The 21,482-nt window shown below is 70.8% G+C and carries 11 protein-coding genes, 2 tRNA genes and 2 pseudogenes; 10 read left to right on the top strand and 5 right to left on the bottom strand.

The features are described 5' to 3' along the window. Positions 1-23 precede the first annotated feature (23 nt). Together ACWD3D_RS10425 and ACWD3D_RS10420 are read right to left on the bottom strand one after the other, a co-directional pair. A complete protein-coding gene (locus ACWD3D_RS10425; RefSeq protein WP_451460489.1) occupies positions 24-4,382 on the bottom strand; it encodes a PAS domain-containing protein in 4,359 nt (1,452 codons plus the stop codon). 384 nt (positions 4,383-4,766) lie between these two features. After that, a complete protein-coding gene (locus ACWD3D_RS10420) occupies positions 4,767-5,549 on the bottom strand; it encodes an SSI family serine proteinase inhibitor (RefSeq protein ID WP_451460488.1) in 783 nt (260 codons plus the stop codon). 374 nt (positions 5,550-5,923) lie between these two features. On the opposite strand from ACWD3D_RS10420, the gene ACWD3D_RS10415 reads away from it, so the two are divergent. Together ACWD3D_RS10415 and ACWD3D_RS10410 are read left to right on the top strand one after the other, a co-directional pair. Further along, positions 5,924-6,014, top strand: a tRNA-Ser gene (locus ACWD3D_RS10415). 442 nt (positions 6,015-6,456) lie between these two features. Beyond that, a tRNA-Arg gene (locus ACWD3D_RS10410) sits at positions 6,457-6,529 on the top strand. Between the two features lie 161 nt (positions 6,530-6,690). Here the strand turns inward: ACWD3D_RS10410 and ACWD3D_RS10405 are convergent. Then, positions 6,691-6,908, bottom strand: a pseudogene (locus ACWD3D_RS10405) (NUDIX hydrolase); the annotation flags it as partial. Positions 6,909-7,070: 162 nt separating this feature from the next. Here ACWD3D_RS10405 and ACWD3D_RS10400 point away from each other — a divergent pair. The 3 genes from ACWD3D_RS10400 (at position 7,071) to ACWD3D_RS10390 (ending at position 13,532) form a co-directional block, all read left to right on the top strand. Continuing rightward, on the top strand, positions 7,071-8,594 hold the full coding sequence (locus ACWD3D_RS10400; RefSeq protein WP_451460487.1) for a type I restriction-modification system subunit M: 1,524 nt from the start codon (positions 7,071-7,073) through the stop codon (positions 8,592-8,594). Next, entirely contained in the window at positions 8,591-9,790 is a 1,200-nt protein-coding gene (locus tag ACWD3D_RS10395; RefSeq protein ID WP_451460486.1) for a restriction endonuclease subunit S, read from the top strand. Before ACWD3D_RS10400 ends, ACWD3D_RS10395 begins: the two co-directional genes overlap by 4 nt. A gap of 178 nt (positions 9,791-9,968) precedes the next feature. Next, entirely contained in the window at positions 9,969-13,532 is a 3,564-nt protein-coding gene (locus ACWD3D_RS10390) for a DEAD/DEAH box helicase family protein (protein WP_451460485.1), read from the top strand. A 240-nt stretch (positions 13,533-13,772) separates the two neighbouring features. Here ACWD3D_RS10390 and ACWD3D_RS10385 read toward each other — a convergent pair whose 3' ends face one another. Beyond that, complete coding sequence (locus ACWD3D_RS10385; protein WP_451460484.1) at positions 13,773-15,038, bottom strand: NAD(P)/FAD-dependent oxidoreductase; 1,266 nt, start codon at positions 15,036-15,038, stop codon at positions 13,773-13,775. A 113-nt stretch (positions 15,039-15,151) separates the two neighbouring features. After that, complete coding sequence (sigJ, locus tag ACWD3D_RS10380) at positions 15,152-16,099, bottom strand: RNA polymerase sigma factor SigJ (protein ID WP_451460483.1); 948 nt, start codon at positions 16,097-16,099, stop codon at positions 15,152-15,154. Between the two features lie 115 nt (positions 16,100-16,214). On the opposite strand from sigJ, the gene ACWD3D_RS10375 reads away from it, so the two are divergent. The 5 genes and pseudogenes from ACWD3D_RS10375 to ACWD3D_RS10355 form a co-directional block, all read left to right on the top strand. Further along, on the top strand, positions 16,215-17,183 hold the full coding sequence (locus ACWD3D_RS10375) for a DUF2797 domain-containing protein (RefSeq protein WP_451460492.1): 969 nt from the start codon (positions 16,215-16,217) through the stop codon (positions 17,181-17,183). A 139-nt stretch (positions 17,184-17,322) separates the two neighbouring features. Next, entirely contained in the window at positions 17,323-18,081 is a 759-nt protein-coding gene (locus tag ACWD3D_RS10370) for a response regulator transcription factor (RefSeq protein ID WP_451460482.1), read from the top strand. 5 nt (positions 18,082-18,086) lie between these two features. Beyond that, complete coding sequence (locus ACWD3D_RS10365) at positions 18,087-19,736, top strand: HAMP domain-containing sensor histidine kinase (protein WP_451460481.1); 1,650 nt, start codon at positions 18,087-18,089, stop codon at positions 19,734-19,736. A gap of 87 nt (positions 19,737-19,823) precedes the next feature. Continuing rightward, a complete protein-coding gene (locus ACWD3D_RS10360) occupies positions 19,824-21,263 on the top strand; it encodes a glycosyltransferase (protein ID WP_451460480.1) in 1,440 nt (479 codons plus the stop codon). Then, positions 21,260-21,482 (top strand): annotated as a pseudogene (locus tag ACWD3D_RS10355) (hypothetical protein); the annotation flags it as partial. The gene ACWD3D_RS10360 and the pseudogene ACWD3D_RS10355, both read left to right, overlap by 4 nt.

Below are 21,482 nucleotides of genomic sequence, written 5' to 3'. Positions count from 1 at the left end.
CCGTACCGCCCTTCGTCACCTGCTCAGTTGGTCCCTATCTTCGCCAGCAGATCGACGATCCGGGACTGCACCTCGTCGCTGGTGGAGCGTTCGGCCAGGAAGAGCGCGGTCTCGCCGGAAGCCAGCAGCGACAGCTCGGGGCCGTCCAGTCCGGCCGAGGTGTAGACGACCAGCGGGGTGTGGTTCAGGCGCCCGTTGGCGCGCAGCCAGTCGATGATCCCGGCCCGCCGGCGACGTACCTGCATCAGGTCCATCACCACCAGGTTCGGCCGCGTCCGCGCGGCCAGGTCGACGGCCTCGCTGTCGGTGGAAGCCCGGACGGTCTGCATGCCCCGCCGCTCGAGGGTCTGCGCGAGGGCCCCTCCGATCTCCTCCCGTTCCTCGATGACGAGGACCCGGGGCGGGTGCTGCTCGCTGTCGCGCGGGGCGAGCGCCTTGAGGAGGACGGCGGGGTCGGCGCCGTAGGCCGCGTCCCGGCTCGCCTGCCCCAGACCCGCCGTGACCAGCACCGGCACCTCGGCCGCCACCGCCGCCTGGCGCAGCGACTGGAGGGCGGTACGCGTGATGGGCCCGGTCAGCGGGTCCACGAAGAGCGCGGCGGGGAACGCGGCGATCTGCGCGTCCACCTCCTCGCGCGAGTGCACGATCACCGGCCGGTAGCCCCGGTCGCTGAGCGCTTGCTGCGTCGAGACGTCGGGAGCGGGCCAGACCAGCAGCCGCCGGGGGTTGTCCAGGGGCTCCGGGGGCAGTTCGTCGTCGACCGGCCGCGGCTGCGGACGGTTGGCGATCTCGACCGCGCCGCCCGGACCGTCCAGCGGCTCCGGGCCCTCGGCGCCCTCGTCCGGTGCTCCTATGGCGTACGAACGCCCCGCGGAGACCGGCGTCATGAGCTGCCCCGACGCCGAGGCCGTCGCGGAACCGGGCCGCGCGGGCTGCGGGGCGGCCGGAGTCTGCGGAAGGGCCGCGGGGGCCGGAGTGTCGGCCCCCGGGGGCGCCGACAGCTTGCGGCGACGGCCGGCCGCGCCCAGCGTCTGGTTCTGCTGGTGTCCCAGGTGCTGGACGAGCGGTACGCCCTGACCGAGCGTCCGCACGCTGAAGGCCCGTCCCTGGGTGTCGGAACCACCGGGCATCGGCATCTCGGCGGGCAGCGGCTGCCGGCGGGCCGCCGGCACGGCGCCGGGCGGCACGAAGGTGTTGCCGGTCGCGTGCGCGGTCGGCCCGGCGTCGCCGGACACCTGCCCGGGATCGGCGGGCGGCGCGGGTACGGGCGGTACCGGGGACGCGCCGGGCGCGGCCGGTACGGCGGTGGCGGGCGGCAGCGGGACGGGGACGGGGACCTCGGCCGGGCGCGCGGAACCGCCGCCGGTGACGGCGTCGTTCCCGACGCGTGCGGCGTACGCGAGGGCGGGCTCGGGCGCCTCGTCGTCGTCCTGGCCGTCGTCCTTGGAAGGGCCGTGGTCCGGGCCGCCGACCCGGTCGGTCGAGTCGACCCACGACCAGCTCTCCGGCGAGCCCGCCGCCTCGGCGGGACGAGCCCGCCGGCGGCCGGAAGGGGAGGCGGGGAGGGGGTGCGGCTGCGGCGGGGTGTGGTCCTCGTCCGGGCCCATGGCGGTGGCGTCGTGCTGGTCCGGTACCGCTTCGGCACCGGACCGGTCCGCGTCGGCGGGCCCCAGCGCGAACGGGGTGCGCGGGCCCGCGTTCTCCGCGGCCAGTCGTTCCTGCGCGGCGGCCAGCGCACGCCGGGCGCGACGGCCCGCGGGCTGGAGTTCCGGCGCGAGCGCCTCGGGCTGCGGCGCGCCCTCGTCGTGCACCACGGGTGACCGCACCGGCAGCGCCGGACGGCCGGCGCCCTCCGGACGCACCGGCTGCCCCTGCTGGCCGGGGACCTGCCGGCCCGGGAGCTGGGGGCCCGTTGCCGCCGCCTGCGCACCGGGTGCCTGCGGGGCTGCCGGGACACCCTGCGGGGGAACGGTCTGACCGCGCTGCGGACGGCCCGCGCCCTGGGCGCCCTCGGCCGCCGTCACCACGGAACCCTCCGAAGGCGCGTTACCCGCCGCCGGGAGTGCCAGAGCCTGTCCGGCGCCGCGCGGACGCGTCTGCGCGGCCGGGAGCCGCTGAGGAGGACCGGCCTGCGCGGGGACGGGCACGCCCTGCTGAGCGGGTACGGGCTGAGGAGGAGCGGGCACGCCCTGCTGAGCGGGCCCGGGCTGCTGAGAGGGAGCCGCCTGCTGAGCGGGACCGGCCTGAGCCGGAACCGGGGCGGTCTCCGCCGGGCTGGGACGGCCGCGCCTGCGGCCGGAACCCTCGCCCGGCGGGGGCACCAGTGCCTCCTGTTCCGGCTCCTCCACCGCCGCCGGACCCCGCCGCGCCCGGCGCCGTCCGGTCGGGCCGGAGCCGTCGGACGCGTCCACGGGGACACCCGCGCCGGACGTCCCCGCCGGCACCGCGCCCTCGGCACCCGCGAGGCTCTCCGGCCCCTCCGGGCTCAGCGCGCTTTCGAGGAACGCGTCCGTCGACGACCTGCGGGCCCTGCGCCGGCCACCGCTGACGACGGCGGGAGCGCCGACGGCCTCGAAGGCCGCGACCTCCTGCTGCTGCGTGGCCTGCTCCGGCACGGCGGCCGGAGTCTGCTGGGGGTGTTGCGGCTGCTGCTGGACCGTGCCGGAGCCGGAGCCGAGCGGTACTTCGAGCACGTACGCGCTGCCCGCCATGCCGGGCATCTCGTGGGTCTGGAGCACCCCGCCGTGCGCCCGGACGATCCCGCGCACGATCGGCGTGTGCACCGGGTCGCCTCCGGCGAACGGGCCGCGCACCTCGATCCGTACGACGTCCCCGCGCTGCGCCGCGGCCACCACGACGGTCGAGTCGAGATAGCCACCGCCGGGAGCGATCCGGGTCTTGCCGGTGGAGTCGATACCGGCCACGTCCGCGACCAGGTGGGCCAGGGCGGTCGCCAGCCGACGGGCGTCCACCTCGGCCTCGATCGGCGGAGCGTGCACCGCGAACTGCGCGCGTCCCGGACCGATCAGCTCGACCGCGCCGTCGATGCCCGCCGTCACGACGGCGTCGATGGGCGCGGGCGCCTTGTCGAGGGCCTCGGTACCGAAGTCCAGGCGCTGGTAGCCCAGGACGTTGTCGACCAGCGTGGTCATCCGGGCGTACCCGGCGGCCAGGTGGTGCAGGATCTGATTCGCCTCGGGCCAGAGTTGGCCGGCCGGGTCGGAGGCGAGCGTGGCGAGTTCGCCCCGCAGCTCCTCCAGCGGCCCGCGCAGCGACTCGCCGAGAACGGCCGTCAGCTGCGCGTGCTGGGCCCCGAGCAGCGCGATGTGGTCGGCCTGCTCCTCCAGCTCGGAGGCGTACCGCTCGGTGCGGTCGGCGATCTCGGAGGCGTGGCTCTCGGTGAGCCCGGAGACCTCGGCGGTGTGGTTCTCGGTGAGTTCCGTGACCGCCGCGGTGTGGCTCCCGGTCAGCTCCGCGATCTCGGCGGTGTGCTTCTCGGTCAGCTCGGCGATCTCGGCGGCGTGCTTCTCGGTCAGCTCCGCGACCTCGGTCGTGTGCTGCTCGGTCAGCTCCTCGTACGGCCTGCGGTCGGTGAAGGTCATCACCGCGCCGACCAGCTGGTCGCCGTCCCGGACCGGAGCGGTCGTCAGGTCCACCGGCACCCGCGCACCGCTCTTGGACCAGAGCACCTGCCCGCGCACCCGGTGCTTGCGCCCGGAGCGCAGGGTGTCGGCGAGCGGGGACTCCTCGTACGGGAACGGCTCGCCCTCCGCACGCGAGTGCAGGATCAGCGGGTGCAGCTCCTTGCCGCCCAGGTCACTGGCGCGGAAACCGAGGATCTGCGCGGCGGCCGGGTTGACCAGGACGACCCTGCCGTCCGTGTCCGTACCGACCACGCCCTCGGACGCGGCCCGCAGGATCATCTCGGTCTGCCGCTGCGAACGGGCCAGCTCGGCCTCGGTGTCGACGGTGCCGGAGAGGTCCCGGACGACGAGCATCAGCAGCTCGTCACCGGTGAAGGAGGAGGTCGGGAAGTCGTTGTAGGCGGCCTGTCCGCTGTCGAGGCTCGCGCTGGTGACCTCGACCGGGAACTCGTGGCCGTCCGTCCGGCGCGCGATCATCCGCGTCGGCTTGGTCCTGCCCCGGGAGTCCGCCGAGTCGGGGCGGCGCATCGACCCGGGGATCAGCCGCGAGTCGAACTCGGCGAGCAGATCCAGGAGTCCGCGTCCCACCAGCCCGGTACCGGGCGCCTCGAACATTTCGAGCGCGATGGTGTTGGCGTTGACGACCGTGCCGTTGGCATTGACGAGCAGCAGCCCGTCAGGGAGGGCGTCGAGTATGGCTGCGAGGCGAGCAGTGCCTCGGGATGGCCTGCTACTCACGACGCGCTTCCTCCCTGTTTACCGCACCTTGTCGGCCCGGGCCCCCATCTTGCCCCTCGGGCCACAGGCTGTCACGGGAGGAGTCTACGGGCACCGGAGCGGGCAGGAACGGTGGATGAGGGGGAGCTCTCGTCGAGCTTCCGCACAACCGGTGCACACCGGAGGCCGCCGAATGCCTCAACACGCCCCGTGCGTACGGCTCCGGGGGTTTGGGCGGAGCCGTACGCCTGGAAGCCCGCGAGAGGGCTCGGGGTCGCGAGAAGGCATGGGAAAAGGCCCATTCGGCCTACTGACCGGGCACGCGGGACCCGTATGTGCTTCCGATGTGCGTCCGCTGTGCGTGCGGGCTCCCGCTCGGATCCCTCTCGGTCCTGCCGGCCCGGCTTACCTGCCGGTGGCCGGGAGCAGCGGGCTCAGGGCGTTCCAGCGGGCGATCTCGCAGCCGTTCTTGCGGTTCACGGTCGTGTCGACCGGCCGGCCGCGCCAGGTCCCGGTGATCCGCGCGGTGGCCGGACCGCCGTACATCTGCGTGCACATGGCGTTCTTGTCGACAGGCCGGAACAGGTCTTCCCCGGCCTCCTCCGCCTGCGCGAGCCGGTCGCAGGCGGCCTGCGCGTCCGGGTGGTCGCCCCCGCCCCGCGTGCCCGACCGGGTGCCGGCGGCGGGCGCACAGGTCAGTTCGTACGACCCGTCACCGACGGACGTCGGGGAGCCGGGCTCGCCGGAGTCGGAGGGCTTGCCGGAGGCGGACGCGCCCGTACCGGAGTCCGTGTTCCCGGTGTCCTGCACGGACACCGTCAGCCGGGTGGTCCCGTCGGCCTCGGCTCCACCGGTGGTGGGTGCCGGAAGGGTGACGGGCGCCGGGAGAGTGGTGGGATCGTCGGCGTCCCCGGGCCGGTTGCTGCGGCCCGGAAGGGCGGGGGCGTTCGTGTCGCGGGGACCACGGGCCTCGGCCGGCCCGGCGCCCTTGCGCGCAGGGCGAAGCATCCCGGTGTACGGGGAGCCGGCGGGGCCCGAGTGGACGGCGGGGCCGGACTGCTCGGACACCGGGATCGGTCCCGAGCCCTCGATGGGCACGGGCAGCGGCCCCACGGCGGTGGCGAGGGGGGCGGCGGTGGACAGCGCGGCGAGCGAGACGACGGCGGTGAGGGCGAGACGGCGCAGCATTGCGGGACTCCTGGTCCTGGGGCACGGGTGCGTGGAGACGACGGCGGGCAGCGGCTGACCCATCTCGTGTCCTGGATCACGTCGGCCCTGTCTGGTGTCCCTAACGTCCCTCCCGCCCCGGCGTTGCGCGATCCGGAGGGGCCGCACGGAGCAAGCCGGGGTGCGCGCGGGGCGTACGGGCGGGGAGAGTCCGGCCCGGAACGCGCCGGGCGGGGAGAGTCCGGCCCGGAACGCGACGGACCTTCCCCGAATCGGGGGCGAATGTCCTTTGCCCTGGCGCCCACCTGCCTAGTACCGTGGGCCGCGATTGGTGACACCGCACCCGACTGTGTCATCATCTGCACGCACCACTCGCGCTTGCGCGAAGGTGTGCTGGAGGCGTCGCCTAGTCCGGTCTATGGCGCCGCACTGCTAATGCGGTTTGGGTTTTAAAACCCATCGAGGGTTCAAATCCCTCCGCCTCCGCTCCATCCGAAGCCCCGTGCCCCTGGCACGGGGCTTCGGCCGTTCCGGGGGACGGGCGGTTCGAGGGTGGCTCCGCCTGGTGGGTGGGCACAGGTGGTGCGGTCCGGATCGTGGCTGCGCCCGTTCCCGCTCGCCGTCCTGGTCGTGCCCCAGTGCCGGGCCACGGCTCCGTCCGTTCCCGGTCGTTCCCGGTCGTGATCGTGTGCGGCCGGTCCCGGCGCCTGCCGGACCCCTGCCATGGAGGCCCGTTCGAAGGGTTTCTGCGTACCGAAGCGCCGGAGGGGCGGGTGCGGCAGCGTGCCCCTGCATGGCCGAGATTCACCCTCTGGGGACGTTTCCGCAGGTCAGAGGGGGTGGGGGCAATGGATTTCGCGTCCCGGCGCGGTTCATGTAATGTTGTTCTCGCAACGCCGACCGGGAAGAAAAAAAACCGGAACGCCAAGCACTCGTAGCTTAACGGATAGAGCATCTGACTACGGATCAGAAGGTTGCAGGTTCGAATCCTGCCGAGTGCACAACACGCCAGAGGCCCTGTGGAGCAATCCACAGGGCCTCTGGCTTTTGTCTTGACGGCAGTGTCTGATGGCAACCGCCCTCGGGGGCCGATCGGACGGATACGAGGAAGCCGGCCTCGCCGTCGGCATCAACTTCACGGGGCGGCGCACCTGGCTCCGGGTGGGATCCACCCGAACCGGTCCGACTCGTTTTTCTCGGTCGGCGAACCCGGCTCGGCACGGATCAGCGGCTTGATCGGGCCGGGACGCCTGCCGGTCTCCTCCAAGACCCTGCGGGCCGCCGGCTCCGCCGGCGTCCCGCCTTCTCGACCAGGCCCATGGGCAGCTCCCACGCCCCAGCACCTGTGAGGAAGCGGTGCCGCCACATCATCAAAACCTCAGCATCGCAAACGAACCTCGAAGACAGCAGAGTTCGGCGACCTACCGTCGGCCTGACCGATGAGGCAAGTCATCTCTCGCGGGAGAGGCGGCAAGCTCCCTCCGGATCGACCTGGATCCGTTCCGGATGGTGGCGGGTTATGGGGGCCGTAGGATCCTCGGTGTGATTACGGGTGAGTTGAAGAGCAGGGTGGGGCGCGTTTGGGACGCGTTCTGGTCGGGTGGCATCTCCAATCCGCTGGAGGTGATGGAGCAGATCACGTACCTGCTCTTCATCAAGCGGCTGGACGAGATCCAGACCCGCAAGGACCGCAAAGCGACGGCAACGGGCAAACCCGACCCGGACCCCTTCTTCTTGGCCGACCAGCAGGATCTGCGCTGGCAGAACTTCAAGGTCAGAGATTCCGAGATCATGTACGGGCTCGTCGCCGACGGCGTTTTCCCGTATCTGCGTCGCATGGGCGGGGACCAATCGACGACGTACTCCCACCACATGAGGGACGCCCGGTTCACCATTCCGGGGCCCAACCTGCTGGCGAAGGTCGTCGACCTGCTCGACGAAATCTCCATGGACAGCAGTGACACAAAGGGCGACATTTACGAGTATCTGCTCGCGAAGATCGCCACGGCCGGTCAAAATGGCCAGTTCCGCACGCCGCGCCACATCATCGACCTGATGGTCGAGATGACCCAGCCCGGGCCCCGTGACGAGATCTGTGACCCGGCGTGCGGCACGGCCGGCTTCCTGGTGCAGGCTGCGTCGTACGCGCAGCGGGTACACCGCGATGCGTTGCTCGGGGTGGAGCAGCGCAAACACTTCAACAAGTCGATGTTCCATGGCTTCGACTTCGACACCACGATGCTCCGCATCGGCTCGATGAACATGCTGCTGCACGGCATCGAGAACCCAGATATCCGCTACCGTGACTCGCTTGCGGAGAACGCGGCCGGCGAGGCCGAGCGCTACACGTTGATTCTTGCGAATCCGCCCTTCGCGGGGAGCTTGGACTACGAGTCCACGGCGGTGGATCTCCAGCGAATCGTCAAGACGAAGAAGACGGAACTGCTGTTCCTGGCTCTGTTCCTGCGGCTCCTGAAGCCTGGTGGCCGGGCTGCCGTCATCGTGCCGGACGGGGTGTTGTTCGGTTCGACCAAGGCCCACAGGGAACTGCGTCGCATCCTGGTGGAGGAACAGCAGCTTCAGGCGGTGGTCAAGCTCCCGAGCGGTGTCTTCAAGCCGTACGCCGGTGTCTCGACGGCGATCTTGTTCTTCACGAAGACGGACTCGGGGGGTACGGACCACGTCTGGTTCTACGACGTGCAGGCGGACGGCCTGAGTCTGGACGACAAGCGCAACCCGCTGCTTCCGGAGGAACGCCTGGGCGTTCGCCCACAGGGCGACCCGATGACTTCGGACGAACTTTCGAAGAATAACCTCCCGGACGTTCTGGCCCGCTGGCAGGAACGGGATGGCGCCGAGAGGGATCGGCCGAGGAGCGAGCAGAGCTTCTGCGTACCGAAGGCGGACATCGCGGCCCAGGGCTACGACTTCTCCGTGAACCGTTACAAAGAGATGGTTCACGAGGAGGCCGAGACGCGGACGCCGATGGAGATTCTGACGGACCTGGAGCAGTTGAACGAGGAGATCATCAAGGGCACTCATGAACTGAAGGAGATGTTGCAGTGAGTCCACGGTTCGCGCAATTGGGTGATGTCGCAACCTTTACCAATGGGGTTGCCTTCGCGGTCAGCGATTGGGCGGATACGGGGGCCCGAATTATTCGTATCCAAAACTTGACCGATCCTGGGAAGTCGTACAACCGTACGATGCGCAGTGTCTCTTCTCGTTTTCATGTGCAGCCCGGGGATTTGTTGGTTTCGTGGTCGGCGACACTCGGTGTTTTCGAGTGGAAGGGTCCGGACACGGCTGTGCTCAACCAGCATATTTTTCGCGTCGAGCCGGACCGGGAGCGTGTCGACAAGGGCTATCTCCGGCATGCTCTTGCTCATATTCTGACGCGAGCGGAGCGGCATCTTCACGGCGCGACGATGAAGCACGTGAACAAGAAGGATCTTCTTTCCAGTGAGTTTTTCGCTCCTTCGGTTGGTGAGCAGAAGCGCATCGCCAACGTTCTCGATCAGGTAGATGATCTCCGCGCCAAGCGCCGCAGGGCCATTGCGGCTCTCGATGATCTGGCCCGCTCGGTCTTCCTCGACATGTTCGGTGACCCGGTTTCCAACAGTCGTGGTTGGGAGCGGGTGAAAATGGGTGACTTCCTGGCCGGTATTGAGAGCGGGAAGAGCCCTCAGTGTTTGGACCGGCCGGCGGAGGGCGAGGAATGGGGTGTTCTGAAGCTCGGAGCGGTTACGCGGTGTGCATACCTGCAGGACGAGAACAAGGCTCTCCCGCCCGGAGCAGTCCCCGACACTCGGCAGGAAGTTCGGGCGGGGGACCTGCTTTTCACGCGCAAGAACACTCCTGGGCTTGTGGCGGCTTCTGCCTATGTGCGGTCCACGCGTTCAAGATTGCTGATGCCCGATCTTATTTTTCGCCTGGTTCCGGCTGATCGTGCGCCGATCGACAAGGTGTATCTGCATGCATTGCTTACCCATTCTGGTAAGCGCCGAAAACTGCAAGAGCTGGCATCCGGGAGTGCCGCCTCGATGGTGAACATCTCGAAGTCCAAGCTCCTTGAATTCGAGTGTGAAATCCCTCCGTTGGATTTGCAGCAGAGCTTCGCCCGGCGTATCGAGGCCATCGAGGCGGAGAAGCGTGCCCACCGCGCTCACCTCGTCGTCCTCGATGAACTCTTCGTCTCGCTCCAGCAGCGTGCCTTCACCGGCGCCCTCTGGAATCATGAAGCGTCCGGCGAAGCCGCGTAAGCCGCACTCGCCGTACCCGGTGCGCAGCACCGACCGCACCACTGGCACTGCACGGCGCCCGTGCGGCCGAGCAGGGGAGGCCGGCCCCGGGGGGCTTGTCGAGGAGACGGACGGCCCTGTCCGTGCGAGCCCGGGCTCGCGCGGACAGCCGCCACAGGGGAGAGGGGCCCGCACCACCATGGGTAGCGACCAGCACGGTCAGAGCAGCCGGAACGACGATGGTCAGAGCCGGGCCGAGCACGGCAACCACGCCGCCGGCCATACCGCGGCCGGCAATTTCGCCTTTCTCCGCGCCGAGTGGCCCACCCTCCACGACGAGGCGATCCGCGCCGAGCGGCTGATCCATCACGACCCCCGCGCCGCCTGCTTCTACGCCCGCCGTGCCATGGAGATCACAGCCCGCTGGATGTACGACACGGACAGCAGCCTCGGCGAGCCGTACAAGAAGGACCTCGCGGCGATGCTTCACGAGCCGACCTTCCGGCAGCTCGTCGGGCCGACGGTCAACGCCAAGATGGACCTCATTCGCCGGCACGGCAACAACGCCGTCCACAAGGCCGCCCCGGTCCCGAGAAGCGTCGCCGAGGCCAGCGTGAAGGAGTTGTTCCACTCCCTCTACTGGTTCGCCCGCACCTACACCCGTCAGGCCGCCGCGCTGCCGCCCGCCGGGCTGGAGTTCGACACCAGCGCGGTACCGCGCCCCCTCTCCCCGCAGGCCCGGGCGCTGAAGCAGGCCGAGCTCAAGTCCAAGGAGGCGGAGGACGAGGCCCGCTTCAAGAAGCAGGCCGAGCAGCTCGCGGCCGAGCGGGCCCAGAACGCGGACCTCGCCCGGCAGCTCGAAGAGCTCAAGGCGTTGATCGCCTCCGCGAAGGCCGCCAACCAGGCGGTGCGGGACACCCATGACTACGACGAGCAGGCGACCCGGGACGCCTTCATCGACCTGCTCCTCAAGGAAGCGGGCTGGGACCTCCTCACCCGGGGCAAGGACACCGAGTACCCGATCACGTCCGGGATGCCCACCAAGACGGGCAAGGGATTTGTCGACTACGTGCTCTGGGGCGACGACGGCAAGCCTCTCGCCGTCGTCGAGGCCAAGAGGACCCGGCGGGACGCCCGCGACGGACAGCAGCAGGCGAAGCTGTACGCCGACGCGCTCGAGAAGCGGTTCAACCGCCGCCCGCTGATCTTCTACACCAACGGTTACGAGACCTACCTCTGGGACGACGGCCTCGGCTACCCGCCGCGCCAGGTGCAGGGCTTCTTCACGAAGGACGAGCTGCACTGGCACATCCGCCAGCGCGCCGGACGCCTCTCCCTCACGGCCACACCGGTGAACGAGAAGATCGCCGGCCGTCCCTATCAGCTCCACGCGATCAAGCGGGTGGGGGAGACGTTCGAGCGGGACCGTGGCCGTCAGGCGCTGCTCGTCATGGCGACCGGCACCGGCAAGACCCGCACCACCGTGGCCCTCGTGGACCAGTTGATGAAGGCCGGCTGGGCACAGCGGGTGCTGTTCCTCGCCGACCGGCAGGCGCTGGTCAACCAGGCGATGAAGGCGTTCAAGGAGAACCTGCCGAACACTCCTGCGGCCAACCTCCTTCACGACAAGGCCGCCTCGGCCCGTGTCTACCTCTCCACGTACCAGACGATGATGAAGCAGATCGACGTCATCGACGGTGTGGGTCGCCGCCGCTTCGGTCCCGGCCACTTCGACTTGATCGTCATCGACGAGGCGCACCGCTCCGTGTACGCGAAGTACGGCGAGCTGTTCCGCTACTTCGACTCGCTGCTGCTCGGCCTGACGGCCACGCCCAAGGACGAGATCGACCGCAACACGTACAAACTGTTCGCCATGGAGGACGGGGTCCCGACCGACTCCTACGACCTCCAGGAAGCCGCTGACGACGGTTACCTGGTCCTCCCCAAGGCGGTGAAGGTGCCGCTGAAGTTCATGGAGCAGGGCATCCGCTACGCCGACCTCTCGGAGGAAGAGAAGGCTGAGTGGGACGCCAAGGAGTGGACCGAGGACGGTGACGTCCCGGATGCGGTGGGGCGCCACGACATGAACAAGTTCCTCTTCAACGAGGACACCGTGGACAAGATGCTGGAGACGCTGATGACGCGCGGCCACCGCGTCGAGGGCGGTGACCGGCTCGGCAAGACGATCATTTTCGCGAAGAACAACGACCACGCCCGATATGTGGAGGAGCGCTACAACGCGAACTACCGTCAGGGTGCCGGTCACACGGCGCGTGTGATCACGTACCAGGAGACGTACGCCCAGTCGCTCATCGACGACTTCTCCAACCCGAAGAACCCGCCGAACGCTCCTGACATCGCCATCTCCGTCGACATGCTCGACACCGGGATCGACGTGCCCGAGGTGGTGAACCTGGTCTTCGCCAAGCCGGTCTTCTCCAAGACCAAGTTCTGGCAGATGATCGGCCGCGGTACTCGCTTGCGCCCTGCCCTCTACGGTCCCGATCCCGGAAACCCCGACCACGCCAAGCAGAACTTCTACGTCTTCGACTTCTGCGGCAACATCGACTTTTTCAACAGTCAGCTCGACCGGTCGGAGGGGCGCAGGGCTGTCACCCTCACCGAAAGGCTCCTCCAGCGCCAGCTCGACCTGGTCCGGGTTCTGGACAAGCGGCAACAGCCCGATCCGGCCCGGGACGCCGGCCCCGACGCGATCGGCACCGAGGCGGAGATCCGCTGGTCGCTGGCCCACCGGCTGCACCGCACCGTCACCGGTATGAACCTGGACAACTTCCTCGTTCGCCCGCAACGCCGGGCGATCGAGTTCTTCAGTGACTTCGGCAGCTGGCACCGAGTGGACGACGAGGCGGACACCGCGATCCGTGACCACCTGCTCGGACTGCCCAGCGAGTTCCGCCCGGACGAGAAGGATACGAGCGAGGAGGCCAAGCGGTTCGACCTGATGGCGTACGGTCTCCAGCTCGCCGCGCTGGAAGGCGGCAAGGAGTTCGCCAAGCTGCGCGCGAAGATCCAGGACATCGCTTCCGACCTGCTCACCAAGACCAACATCCGGGTGGTCTTCGAACAGATGAAGCTTCTGGAGGCGGTAGCGGGCGACGAGTGGTGGAACGACGTGACGCTCCCGATGCTGGAGGACATGCGACGTCGCATCCGCGACCTCGTCCGTCTCACCGATGACCAGGTCAAGCGGAACGTCGTCTACACCGACTTCGTCGACACGCTCGGCGACATCACCGAGGCCGAGATCCTGGGGATGCCCCAGGGCACGGACGAGCAGCGCTTCAAGCAGAAGGCCAGGACCTACCTCCTGCGCCACGAGGACCAGCCGGTGGTGCGCAAGCTGCGTCTCAACGAGCAGATCACCGAACTCGATCTCGCGAACCTGGAGGAGACCTTCCGCACGGAGGGCATCGCCTCCCCGGAGGACCTCGACGAGGTGCGGTCCTCCGGCGGCCTCGGCCTGTTCGTCCGCGGCCTGTGCGGGCTGGACCGACAGGCGGCGCAGGACGCCTTCGAGAGTTTCCACGTGGGCAGGCAGCTCGGTTCTCGTCGGCTCGACTTCCTGAGGTTGATCATCGACACGGTGGCGAAGCGCGGAATCCTGGGGTTGGGTGACCTTTACGAGGACTCGTTCGCCGATCTCGCCCCGAGTGGTCCCGACGACCTGTTCACCGGTGAGGAACTCGAAATCCTCAAGGGCGTCTTCGAGGAGCTGAGGCGGACAGCCAGGCCCACCACCTGAGGGCTGCCCCGCGTCTCGGCGAACGCGTACTCCGCGAGCCGGTTTCACTGTTCCGAGCTGACGGAAACCCTGACGGCGGCGACGGCACGCGGTGGCTGTCGGTCACGACGACCAGCGACCGGCTGGGAGGAAAGCGGGGTCCCGCCCAACGGCCCGTCCGATCCCGCGGATCAGAGTCCGGGCGGGCCGTGGCACCGCGAAGGCGAGTGCGGGGACCACGGCCCGTCAGGTGCCGGGCGGTCAGTACTCGGCGGTTACGGGCGGGGCGGGCGGTACGGGCGTGCCTGCCGCGCCAGGCCGCGTGGTCTGCCGTACGACCGGCCGGCGCCGCGACGGGATGCCGAGGGTGGGGTTGGCGACGCCCCAGGCGGCGCCCTTGCAGACGACCTCCTTGTAGAAGGCGGCGAGCCGTCCGGTCAGGGCCGCGCCGACGGCGCGGTCGTCGGCGGTGACGTACTGGATGAGGCCCTCCTTGCGGCCCAGCGAGACGCACTGGTTGAAGTAGCGGGCGGACGGCTCGGGGAGCTTGTCACCGGTGAGGCGGGCGGCGATGGTGTCGGCGGCCTGCCAGGCGACGGGGACGCCCGAGGCGCAGGACATGCGCAGCGGCTTGTCGCCCGGACCGATGGCGTGGGCGGCGTCGCCGATGGCGTACACGTCCGGGTGCGAGACCGAGCGCAGCGTCCTGTCGACCACGATCTGACCGGTGCCCGTGACTTCCAGGGCGCTGGCCCGCGCGATCGGGTGGACCGCGAAGCCGGCGGTCCACACGGTGACGGCGGCGGGGACGGCGGTGCCGTCGGCGGTGACGACGTGGCCGGCCTCCACCCCCTCGACGGCGGTGTGCTCGCGGACGGTGATGCCGAGCTTGTCGGCCACCTTCCGCAGGTGGTGGCGGCCCTTGGGGGAGAGCCAGTCGCCGAGTTCGCCGCGTACGGCGAGGGTGACGTCGAGGTCGGGGCGGGCCTCGGCGATCTCGGTGGCGGCCTCCAGGCCGGTGAGGCCGCCACCGACGACGACCACGGGCGCTCCGGCGCCGAGACCCGCCAGCCGGTCGCGGAGCCGGAGGGCACCGGGGCGGCCGGTGATGTCGTGGGCGTGCTCCGCCGTGCCGGGGACGCCGTGGGTGTTCCAGCCGCTGCCGAGGGCATACACGAGGGTGTCGTACGTCAGTTCCTCGGCCCCGGCGGTGTCCTCGGCCCCGCCGGCGTCCGGGGCGGAGACCGCGACGGTCCTGCGGTCGGCGTCGACGGCGGTGACCCTGCCGAGCCGCAGCGTGACGCCCGTACCCGCGAACATCTCGGCGAAGGGGCGGGGCCTGAGCTCCTGGCCGACCGCCAGCTGGTGCAGCCTGACCCGCTCGACGAAGTCGGGCTCGGCGTTGACCAGGGTGATGTCGACGTCCTCGGGGCGCAGCCGCTTGGCGAGGCGGCCGGCGGCGATGGCACCGGTGTATCCGGCTCCGAGGACGATGATGCGGTGCTTCTGGACGGTGTGGGCCTTCATTTCCCTGCTCCCTGTCTCGCGTCCTGTTCCGCGCGGTTCGCCTCTTGAACCGGACAGCCCGACGATTCCTGACAGGGGGGCGATGTGAAGCGGCTCACATCGGGCGGGTGCCGTCAGAACGGCCGGACCAGGGGTTCGCCGTGGTCGCCGGCCGCCGCCCACCGTTCGGTCGCGCGGACCAGCTTGTCCGGGTTGACCTGGCTGCGGAACGCGGCGATGCCCTCTGCGGTGATCTCCATGCAGACGACCCCGATGACCCGGCCGTCGAGGACCACCACCAGGGCGGGCCTGTTGTTGGCGGTCGAGGCCCAGAGTCCGGGGGAGCCGCCGGCGAGGTTGCGCTTGGCCTGGCTGGGCTTGAAGAGGCCGCGCATGAACTTCGCGACGGCGAGGGCTCCTTCGAACGCCGAGGCGCGGGCCGGGACCTTGCCGCCGCCGTCGCCGACCGCGATCGCGTCGCCCGTGAGGAGCGCCACGAGGGGCTCGGTCCGGCCGCTGGTGGCGGCGGCGAGGAACTCGTGGACGATCCGCCGGGCGGCGGCCTCGTCGATCTCGGCGCGGGACCTGCCGTCCGCGACGTGCTTCTTCGCGCGGTGGAAGATCTGCTGGCAGGAGGCCTCGGTGATGTCGAGGATCTCCGCGATCCTGCGGTGCGGGTAGTCGAAGGCCTCCCGCAGCACGTACACCACGCGCTCGTTGGGGGAGAGGCGCTCCATGAGGGCGAGCACCGCGTACGAGACGGACTCGCGCTGCTCGACGGTGTCGGCGGGGCCGAGCATCGGGTCCCCGGCGAGCAGCGGCTCGGGCAGCCACTGGCCGACGTACGTCTCGCGGCGGGCGCGGGCCGAGGTCAGCTGGTTGAGGCACAGGTTGGTGAGGACCTTCGTCAGCCAGGCCTCGGGGACCTCGATGCGCCCGACGTCGGCTCCCTGCCAGCGCAGGAAGGTGTCCTGGACGGCGTCCTCGGCGTCGCTCGCGGATCCGAGGAGGCGGTAGGCGATGGCCTCCAGGCGCGGTCGGGAAGCCTCGAAGCGGTCCACGTCGTCCATGGTCAGTGCCATGGCGGGATTCTAGTGGCCCTTCTGTGGATGTGGCCGGGTCCCCTGCACTTGCGTTCCGGGCCCGTAGGGTTGATCCCTCGTTGTCCGCGGTGGTCTCGGTGTGGGGGTTCTCGACGTGGGTTGGCGGTGCACCGGACTGCGGTGGCCCGGGGACGTCCCGGAGCTGGGCTGGGAGAACGGCCGGGCCCGGCGGGGGAGCGTGCTGGCGTACGGGAGCGAACTCGGCTTCCGGGCTCTCGGGGAGCGGACCTGCGTGGGTGCGCGGGGGAACGCCTGCCCGCTCGGGGCGTCCGTGCCGGGGCGGAGTACGGGGGCCAGGTGCGCGGAGTGCGCGCGGCTGGACCGGCAGCATTCGGTGGCGGCGGACACCGTCGCGGACGACCCGCGCACCTACCGCGTCTACCTCGCGTGGTTCGGGCCCGGGATGGTCAAGGTCGGGATCACCGCCGAGGAGCGGGGCGCCGCGCGGCTGCGGGAGCAGGGTGCCGTGGCCTTCAGCTGGCTGGGCCGGGGGCCCCTGATGGCGGCGCGCCGGACCGAGGAGGTGCTGCGCGCCGCGCTGGGGGTGCCGGACCGGATTCCGTACGCCCGCAAGCGCGCGGTGCGCGGGGTACTGCCGGACGCCCGGGAGCGCGGCGGCGAGGTGGCGGAGCTGTACGGGCGGGCCGCGGCGCTCGAAGGGCGTGGCTGGCCGGAGTCGCTGGAGCGGCTGCCGTACGAGGCCGTGGACCACGCGGAGATCTTCGGCCTGGCGGCACCGGGCACGGAGGCCGGGGCGGTACGGGAGCCGTCCGCGGGCGTCGGCACGGTGCGGGAACTGGTCGCGGGCGGTGGGGTGGCGGGGCGGCTGGTGGCGGCGGCCGGGCCGGATCTGCACCTGGCGACCGGTGACGGCGCCGGCGGCGCGGTGGTGGTGCTGGACACCCGGCTGATGACCGGCTGGGAGCTCGTACGGGCCGCCGGAACGCCGACGGGAGGCGGGGCGGGGAGCGGGGGGAGCGGCGGGAGCGGCGACTGGGGTCCGGCGGTGACCGTCCCCGTCGAGGATCTGGGGCCCGGCGCGGTGCAGGACGGGCTGTTCTGACCCGTTCCCCCTCTTCTCCGTCAGCCCTGTTCGGATCGGATCGGTCTTGGTCTCTTCATGACCAGAGCCTGACTCGTTTCTCAGGCTTTTCACAGAAACGGGCAAGCTCCCTCTCAGAGCGGTCTCACAGGGTGGGGGGATGACGACGACCTCGCCCCAGGGGCGTACCGAGCCGCTCAGGGCCGACCGCACCACCAAGAACCCCGGCAACCCCGTCCGCGTACTGGTCGTGGACGACGAGCCGCCGCTCGCCGAGCTGCTTTCGATGGCCCTGCGGTACGAGGGGTGGGACGTGCGCAGCGCCGGGGACGGCGCCGGTGCGCTGCGGACCGCCCGGGACTTCCGCCCCGACGCGGTGGTGCTCGACGTGATGCTGCCGGACATGGACGGGCTGGCGGTGCTCAGCAAGCTGCGCCGCGACCACACCGACGTGCCGGTGCTCTTCCTGACCGCCCGGGACGCGGTGGAGGACCGGATCGCGGGGCTCACGGCGGGCGGCGACGACTACGTCACCAAGCCGTTCAGCCTGGAGGAGGTCGTGGCGCGGCTGCGCGGGCTGATCCGCCGCTCCGGCACGTCCGCCAACACCCGCAGCGAGTCCACGCTCGTCGTCGGTGATCTGCTGCTCGACGAGGACAGCCACGAGGTCAGCCGGGGCGGGACGTCGATCCACCTCACCGCCACCGAATTCGAGCTGCTGCGCTTTCTCATGCGCAACCCCCGCCGGGTGCTGAGCAAGGCGCAGATCCTGGACCGGGTGTGGAACTACGACTTCGGCGGCCAGGCCAACGTGGTCGAGCTGTACATCTCCTACCTGCGCAAGAAGATCGACGCCGGCCGCACGCCGATGATCCACACCCGCCGCGGCGCGGGCTATCTCATCAAGCCCGGCGAGTAGCGGGGATGCGCAGGCGGACCGGCCTCCGGGCGGCGGACACCCGGGGCGGCCCGGCCGGCCGTGACGGAGCCGGCGGCCGGAGGAAGGGCGGCCGGCCCTGGACACTGCGGACCCGGCTCGTGGTCTCCGCCGTCTCGCTCATCGCCGTCGTCGCGGCCGTGATCGGCTCGGTGACCGCGATCGCCTTCCACAGCTACATGTACGGCAAGCTCGACGCCCAGCTGGACTCCATCGCGGTCCGGGCCGGGCTGGGCCCGGGGGCCGGCGAACCGGGTCCGGGCGGCGGCGGCCCCGGTGGCAGCCTGCTCGCCTTCATCGGCAACGGCGGCCAGCCCATCGGTACGGTCGGCGCGGTCGTCGCCGACGACGGCACGGTCCTCGACTCGAAGGTGCTCGCCGACCAGGGCGAGGACTCGGTGCCCAGCTCCACGCCGCTGACCGACGCCCAGTCCAAGGCGCTGGAGGCCTCCGGGGCCTCCGGCGACTCGGCCACCCACGACGCCGAACTGCCCGGACTCGGCTCCTACCGCGTCGAGTCCGCATCCGCGAAGGGCGGTGTCACCTTCCTCGTCGGCATCCCGAGCGAGGAGGTCAGCGGGGACATCGCAGCCCTCATCCTGGTGGAGGTGTGCGTCACCGGGGCGGGGCTCATCGCCGCCTCGATCGCCGGCGCCACGATGGTCGGGGTCGCGCTGCGCCCGCTGCGCCGGATCGCCGCCACCGCGACACGTGTATCCGAACTCCCCCTGCACAGTGGCGAGGTGGCCCCGCTCGTACGGGTCCCCGAGGCGGAGGCCGATCCGCGGACCGAGGTCGGTCAGGTCGGTGCCGCGCTCAACAGGATGCTGGGGCACGTAGGTTCGGCCCTGGCCGTCCGGCAGGAGAGCGAGACGCGGGTCCGGCAGTTCGTCGCGGACGCCAGTCACGAACTGCGCACCCCGCTCGCCTCTATCCGCGGGTACTCCGAACTCACCCGGCGCGGGCGCGAGTCCATCGGTCCGGACACCCGGCACGCTCTGGGGCGCATCGAGTCCGAGGCCCGGCGGATGACCGGAATGGTGGAGGACCTGCTGCTGCTGGCCCGGCTCGACGCCGGCCGGCCGCTCGACCACCGGCCCACCGACCTCTCGCCGCTCGTGGTGGACGCGGTGAGCGACGCCCGGGCGGCGGACCGGTCCGGGGCGGCCGAGGGCGGTCACCTCTGGAGGCTGGAGCTGCCGGACGCGCCCGCGACGGTACGGGCCGACGCGACCCGAATCCATCAGGTGCTGGTCAATCTGCTGGGCAACGCGCGCAGCCACACACCCCCCGGCACCACCGTCACCGCGTGCGTGCGCGCCGCCGGACCGGGGACCGGCTGGGTGACGCTGGAGGTGCGGGACGACGGTCCGGGAATTCCGGCGGGGTTGCTGCCGCACGTCTTCGAGCGGTTCGCCCGGGGAGACGCCTCGCGCTCGCGCCACGCGGGATCCACCGGACTGGGGCTCGCCATCGTGCAGGCGGTGACGGCCGCGCACGGTGGGGAGGTCTCGGTGCGCTCGGTGCCGGGCGACACGGTGTTCTCCGTCCGGCTCCCGGCCTGTGCCGAGCCGGTTGCGGAAGACGCCGGTACACCTGCTGGACATCTCAACTCACCTCAGGTGAACAACATGTGAGGCTCCGTCAGCGCAGATGCGGAACTCACAGCCTGACCACAGCCTCAGCACAACGGCGTGACAGCGCGGCCCGCGAACGTCGTGTTCATGCGAACCGACAACCCCTGGAGCGCCGGCACCAGTGCCCTGCCGGCCCGGCAGCACCTCCCGGCCGGGACGGTGGACGCGCACGGAGCGCCCGCACTCGTACTCGACGTGGTCGTGCCCGTGTACAACGAGGAGAAAGACCTCGAAACCTGTGTGCGGCGGCTGCACGAGCACCTGACCCGGACCTTCCCCTACCGCTTCCGCATCACCGTCGCGGACAACGCGAGCACCGACACCACCCCGCAGGTGGCGTCCCGGCTCGAAGCGCTGCTGCCGGAGGTGGTCTCGTACCGACTGGAGCAGAAGGGGCGCGGGCGCGCCCTGCGCACGGTGTGGTCGCACTCCGGCGCACCGGTCCTCGCCTACATGGACGTGGACCTCTCGACCGACCTGAACGCGCTGCTGCCGCTGGTCGCGCCGCTGATCTCCGGCCACTCCGACCTGGCGATCGGGTCCCGGCTGGCGCGCAGCGCCCGGGTGGTGCGCGGGTCGAAGCGCGAGTTCGTGTCGCGTTCCTACAACCTGATCCTGCGCTCCTCGCTGTCCGCCCGGTTCAGCGACGCCCAGTGCGGGTTCAAGGCGATCCGGCGCGAGGTGGCCGAGCGGCTGCTGCCGATGGTCGAGGACACCGGATGGTTCTTCGACACGGAGATGCTGGTGCTCGCCGAGCGGGCCGGACTGCGCATCCACGAGGTGCCGGTCGACTGGATCGACGACCCCGACTCCACGGTGCACATCGTGAAGACCGCCACCGAGGACCTGAAGGGCGTCTGGCGGGTGGGGCGGGCGCTGGCGGTCGGCGCGCTGCCGCTCGACCGGCTGACCCGGCCGTTCGGCGACGACCCCCGGGACCGTACGGTGCCGGGCGTACCGCGCGGCCTGGCACGGCAGTTGGTCGGGTTCTGCGTGGTCGGGGTGCTCTCGACCGCCGTCTACCTCGCCCTCTACTCCCTCTTCCGGCTCGGTGTCGGCCCGCAACTCGCCAACGCGGGGGCCCTGCTGGTCTCCGCCGTCGCCAACACGGCGGCGAACCGGCGTCTCACCTTCGGGGTGCGCGGCCGGGGCGGCGCGGTCCGGCACCAGGCGCAGGGCCTCGTGGTCTTCGCCATCGGCCTCGCGCTCACCAGCGGTTCGCTCGCCGCGTTGTCCACCACTGCCCCGTCCACCTCGCACTCCACGGAGGTCGCCGTGCTGATCGCGGCCAACCTGGCGGCGACCGTGCTGCGCTTCCTGCTGCTGCGCGCCTGGGTCTTCCCGGAGCGGCGCGGTGAGCGGCCCGTCCCGGCGGTGGCCGACGACCGGCCCACCGAACGCCCGGCCCCCTTCGACGCCTTCGGTGCCGCTCCGCGCACAGCTCCGATCAGGGGCTCCCGTACGGCTCCGATCACGGCCCCCGGCACCGTCCCGTACGCCGACGACGAACTGAGGAACGCCCGATGACCGCCTCCATCCACCCCGACGCGTACCCCGCACCGCCGCCCCCGGTGCCGCCCGCTCCCCCGCAGGCCGCCCACCGGGCGGGCCCCCCGGCCGGGTCCGGCCGGGCGGCCCGGCTCTGGCGGGTGCCCTATTCGTTCCGGGTCGTCCGCCTCCAGCGGATCGGCCCCGCTACCCCTCAACTCCACCACGACAGCCCCGTAGGATGGGAATCAGATTCTA

The sequence above is a fragment of the Streptomyces sp. NPDC002690 genome (assembly GCF_053592415.1).
This window is presented reverse-complemented; position numbering and strand designations above follow the sequence as displayed.

Excerpts from the sequence above, each read along its gene's own strand:
- ACWD3D_RS10420 (WP_451460488.1), bottom strand. The coding sequence starts at position 5,549 with ATGCTGCGCCGTCTCGCCCTCACCGCCGTCGTCTCGCTCGCCGCGCTG.
- ACWD3D_RS10390 (WP_451460485.1), top strand. The coding sequence starts at position 9,969 with ATGGGTAGCGACCAGCACGGTCAGAGCAGCCGGAACGACGATGGTCAG.
- ACWD3D_RS10385 (WP_451460484.1), bottom strand. The coding sequence starts at position 15,038 with ATGAAGGCCCACACCGTCCAGAAGCACCGCATCATCGTCCTCGGAGCC.
- sigJ (WP_451460483.1), bottom strand. The coding sequence starts at position 16,099 with ATGGCACTGACCATGGACGACGTGGACCGCTTCGAGGCTTCCCGACCG.
- ACWD3D_RS10370 (WP_451460482.1), top strand. The coding sequence starts at position 17,323 with ATGACGACGACCTCGCCCCAGGGGCGTACCGAGCCGCTCAGGGCCGAC.
- ACWD3D_RS10365 (WP_451460481.1), top strand. The coding sequence starts at position 18,087 with ATGCGCAGGCGGACCGGCCTCCGGGCGGCGGACACCCGGGGCGGCCCG.
- ACWD3D_RS10360 (WP_451460480.1), top strand. The coding sequence starts at position 19,824 with ATGCGAACCGACAACCCCTGGAGCGCCGGCACCAGTGCCCTGCCGGCC.